General features: G+C 68.6%; 5 protein-coding genes and 2 pseudogenes. All 7 read left to right on the top strand.

Annotated features, from left to right (window positions below):
- Nucleotides 1-221 (top strand): annotated as a pseudogene (locus DSY14_RS27070) (cell division protein FtsZ); the annotation flags it as partial.
- Nucleotides 222-339: 118 nt separating this feature from the next.
- Nucleotides 340-1,086 (top strand): peptidoglycan editing factor PgeF, encoded by a 747-nt coding sequence (pgeF, locus tag DSY14_RS27065; RefSeq protein ID WP_211719441.1) that lies wholly within the window; start codon nucleotides 340-342, stop codon nucleotides 1,084-1,086.
- Between the two features lie 72 nt (nucleotides 1,087-1,158).
- Nucleotides 1,159-1,887, top strand: coding sequence for a YggS family pyridoxal phosphate-dependent enzyme (locus tag DSY14_RS27060; RefSeq protein ID WP_211719440.1), 729 nt, complete (start codon nucleotides 1,159-1,161; stop codon nucleotides 1,885-1,887).
- Nucleotides 1,888-2,020: 133 nt separating this feature from the next.
- A complete protein-coding gene (locus tag DSY14_RS27055) occupies nucleotides 2,021-2,548 on the top strand; it encodes a cell division protein SepF (protein ID WP_211719439.1) in 528 nt (175 codons plus the stop codon).
- A gap of 39 nt (nucleotides 2,549-2,587) precedes the next feature.
- Nucleotides 2,588-2,884, top strand: coding sequence for a YggT family protein (locus DSY14_RS27050; protein WP_211719438.1), 297 nt, complete (start codon nucleotides 2,588-2,590; stop codon nucleotides 2,882-2,884).
- 130 nt (nucleotides 2,885-3,014) lie between these two features.
- Nucleotides 3,015-3,911 (top strand): DivIVA domain-containing protein, encoded by an 897-nt coding sequence (locus DSY14_RS27045; RefSeq protein WP_211719437.1) that lies wholly within the window; start codon nucleotides 3,015-3,017, stop codon nucleotides 3,909-3,911.
- Nucleotides 3,912-3,982: 71 nt separating this feature from the next.
- Nucleotides 3,983-4,421 (top strand): annotated as a pseudogene (locus tag DSY14_RS27040) (hypothetical protein); the annotation flags it as partial.

Genomic DNA, 4,421 nt, shown 5'->3' with positions numbered 1-4,421 from the left:
CCGCCCAGGAGCCCCCGGCGGCTCCCACGGCACCGGTGGAGGAGCACACGTCGGCCGAGACCGAGCCGGAGTCCGCGGCGGAGCCGGAGACCGAGTCGCAGTCGGGCCACATCCACGCCGTCTCGGACTCCACCGAGCGGCGCGGCGAGGTGCCCACGCCCCGACGCCGGGTCATCTTCGACGACCCGGACGACCTGGACGTCCCGGAGTTCCTCAAGTAAGCCCACCGGTACCATCGAGCGTGTCAGCGGCCCCGACCCTTGTGGCGGGGCCGTCGCCGCCCCCGGGGCCGGTCGCCCCGGTCGTCGAAGGGCCGAGGGAAGGACCACGGGCACACCGATGGGCAACGTCATCGACCTGGGGCACGACGTGCGCGCCGCCGTCACCGAACGCAAGGGCGGGGTGAGCAGCGCGCCGTTCGACTCGCTCAACCTCGGGCTCGGAACCGGTGACGTCCGCGAGGCCGTCCTGGACAACCGCAGGCGCGCCGCCGAGGACCTCGGCTTCGACATCGACCGCGTCGTGTGGATGAACCAGGTGCACAGCGCCGACGTGCTCGTGGCCACCGCACCCGGTGGGGTCGGCACGTGCGACGGGGTCGTCACCACCCGCCCCGACCTCGTCCTCGCCTCGATGGCCGCCGACTGCCTGCCGGTGCTGGCCGCCGACGCCGAGGCGGGGGTCCTCGGGGCCGCCCACTCGGGCCGTCTCGGCACCGCGAACGCGATCGCGGTGAACCTGGTCGAGACCATGGTCGCCCAGGGAGCCCGCACCGATCACCTCACCGTCTTCCTCGGCCCCACCATCTGTGGGAGTTGCTACGAGGTGCCTCCCGAACTCCAGGAACAGACCGCCGAGCGCACCCCCGAGGCCGCCTCCACCACCCGGCGGGGCACCACCGGTGTGGACATGCTCACCGCGGTCACCGCTCAGCTGCGTCGCGCCGGGGTGGAGAACATCACCCACGACGGTCGTTGCACCCTCGAGAGTCCGGAACTCTTCTCCCACCGCCGGGGCGCCCCGACCGGACGGTTCGCCTCCTTCCTCTGGCGCACCGGGCCCGCCACACCCGGCCGTACCACCTGAACCCGGGTTGCCGGAACCGGCCAATCTCCCGCCGAAACGCAGTAACCACAGCAGTGAACAGAAGGAACAGCCGTGTCACACACCGACCCCGCGCGCACCGAGCAGATCCGCGCCAACATCGAGGCCGCGCGGTCCCGTATCGCCGCGGCCTGCGCCGCGGCCGACCGTGACCCGGCCGAGGTGTCCCTGGTCGCGGTGACCAAGACCCACCCCGCGAGCGACGTGCGCGTTCTCTCCTCCCTGGGTGTCTCCAACGTCGGCGAGAACCGGGACCAGGAGGCCGCGCCGAAGGCCGCCGCGACCGCCGATCTCGACCTGACCTGGCATTTCGTCGGCCAGCTCCAGACCAACAAGGCCAGGTCGGTGGCCTCCTACGCCGATGTCGTCCACTCGGTGGACCGGGTCAAACTCGCCCGTGCGCTGGGTGATCGGGCCGCGGACGCGGGCCGCCGGCTGACCTGCCTGGTGCAGGTCGACCTGGACGAGGAGGCCCGGGCGGGTGTTCTGGGGCCGCGCGGCGGGGTGGATCCGGCCGACGCGCTCGGGATCGCCGAGCGCATCGACGAGCACGAGGCGCTCGAACTCGGCGGTGTGATGGCGGTCGCTCCCCTGGGCGGGGATCCGGACGCCGCTTTCGCCCGTCTTTACCAAGTGGCGACCCGGATCAGGGATCGCTACTCTCGGGCAACGATGATCTCCGCGGGCATGAGCGGAGACCTGGAGGCGGCGATCGGGCGAGGCGCGACACACCTGCGTCTTGGTGCGGCGTTGCTCGGCGCCCGAGGCACGAACGTGGGGTAATGTCCCCACATAGACCTTGGGGCCTGTCTGTGGAGTTCGCCCGAATGGGTGCCCGCTCGCGACGGTGGGCCCGGACAGGTAAGACGGACGAGTCGGCTGCGGTCGAGGCCGCGGGGACGACGGAGGATGTGAGATGGCCGGCGCGATGCGCAAGATGGCGGTCTACCTCGGTCTCGTGGAGGACGACCGTTACGATCACCGCTATGCGGACGAATATGATGAGTTCGACGAATTCGACGAGGGTGCGGAGGAGCGACGTGACCGCGACGTCGACCTCCCGCGAGGCGAGGAAACACGAGGCGAGACCGTGACGGACACCGGCGACTACCTGGGAACGGGTGAGCGACGCGGTGGTACCACCACGACAGCCTCGACCGCCGACCTCGCTCGGATCACCACGCTCCACCCGCGCACGTACAACGAGGCGCGTACGATCGGAGAGCATTTCCGGGAAGGAACACCGGTGATCATGAACCTGACCGAGATGGTCGACAGTGACGCGAAGCGTCTCGTCGACTTCGCGGCTGGTCTGATCTTCGGGCTCCATGGCAGTATCGAACGCGTGACCAACAAGGTGTTCCTGCTGTCCCCGGCCAACGTCGAGGTGACCGCCGAAGACAAGGCGCGGATCGCCGAGCGAGGGTTCTTCAATCAGAGCTAGACCATCAACTTTGTCCAGAGATTGGGTCGGGGAACGACCGTGAGTATCGTCCTGTCAGTACTGTCCCTCCTGTTGCAGCTGTTTGTCTTCGTGCTGATAGCGAGGGTGGTGCTGGAGATGGTGCAGTCCTTCGCGAGGGACTGGCGACCCAGCGGGTTCGTGCTTGTGCTCGCTGAGATCGTGTACACGATCACCGACCCCCCACTGAGGTTCCTCCGCAGGTTCATCAAGCCGGTGAGGTTGGGGAGCATCGCACTCGACCTGAGTGTGCTGATCCTGTTCTTCGCCATCATCATCCTCCAGAGCATCCTGGCGGCGATGGCGGCGGGCCTGTGACGAGGACTGTTGGGGTGGAAAAGTCACCCCGGATTCCGATTTGTGGTCTTGGTCATGATCTGGATTGCCGTAAGGTCACGATCAGGTAGCGTCCCTACGGACAGACTCCAAGCGCGCCAAGGAGACGAGCATGCCGCTGACACCCGCCGATGTGCGGAACAAGCAGTTCAGCACCACCCGGCTACGGCCTGGGTATGACGAAGAAGAGGTCGACGCCTTTCTCGACGAGGTCGAGTCCGAGCTGGACCGACTGATCCAGGAGAACGAGGAACTGCGCGGCAAGTTGGCCGAGTGCCTGCGGGGCAAGGTGCCCAACGCCGGTATGCAGGACTTCCAGCAGCCGCAGGAGCAGGCCGAGGCCCAGCAGATGGAGCAGCTGCGTCCGGAGCCCGTGCAGGCCCAGGCCCCCGTCGAGCAGCCCCAGCCGCCCGCGCCGCAGCAGGCGCAGATGGCGATGACCGGTGGCAACCTCGCCATGGGCGGTGAGGAGAACATGGACACGGCGGCCCGTGTCCTGGCCCTGGCTCAGCAGACCGCCGACCAGGCGATCAGCGACGCGCGCCGCGAGGCCGACGAGACGCTCGGTCGCGCTCGCCACGAGTCCGAGGACATCCTGGGCAAGGCGCGCCGTCAGGCCGACCAGATCATCGGTGAGGCCCGTGCCCGCTCCGAGAACCTGGACCGTGACGCTCAGGAGCGCCACCGTCAGGTCATGGGCAGCCTGGTGCAGCAGCGCGAGGAGCTCGAGCACAAGGTCAACGTGCTCAAGGACTTCGAGCGCGAGTACCGCAGCCGCCTCAAGGACTACTTCGAGCGTCAGCTCAACGAGCTGAAGAACGAAGAGGAGAAGGCCAAGTCGGTGGAGCTCAACCCGAACACCACGGGCGGCTTCCAGACGATGGCTCCTCAGTCCGCCGGTGCCCCCGCGATGCAGCAGCACGCTCCCGGCGGCAACCCGTTCGGGCAGCCCGAGCCCACCCCGCACGGTGGTTTCCACCCGGGCGAGGCCCCGCACGAGCGTCGCTGATCCATCGGTGGCATGTGGCTCCGAACAACTGAAGACTCCGGCTCAACACGTGTAAAGGCCCTGGTCGACCCGTGATCCTTAGCATCCTCGCCACCGTGGCGGTGCTGGCGGCCATCGCCGCCATCACGGCCGCTCTGGTGTTCGCCGAGACCATCCTGGTGTACATCGCTCTGGGACTGGCAGGACTCAGCGTCCTGCTCCTCCTGGGCGCTCTGATCCACGGAAGGTTCGGCGCGGACCGATCGGATACGGCACGGACGGACGGTTTGGGGAAGTCGTCCGTCCCCGCGGCACCCGCCGCGGTACCGGGCCCCGCATGGGAGCCGGAGGAACCTGGGCGCGTACCCGCACCGGCGCAGGAGCCGGTGCGGGGCACCCCTGTTCCGGGGCACTCCGACCGGAACCGGGACGACGAGGCCCAGGAGGAACCCGAATACGACGTTCCCCGTTGGGAGACCCCCACGAAGGGCGACTGGCCGGAACCGGTCGAGGCGGCCCAGACCCCGCCCC

This window comes from Nocardiopsis sp. MG754419 (genome assembly GCF_018207095.1).
Classification (GTDB): domain Bacteria; phylum Actinomycetota; class Actinomycetes; order Streptosporangiales; family Streptosporangiaceae; genus Nocardiopsis.
The sequence above is the reverse complement of the archived record's forward strand: the minus strand, read 5'-3'. Positions and strand labels throughout refer to the sequence as shown.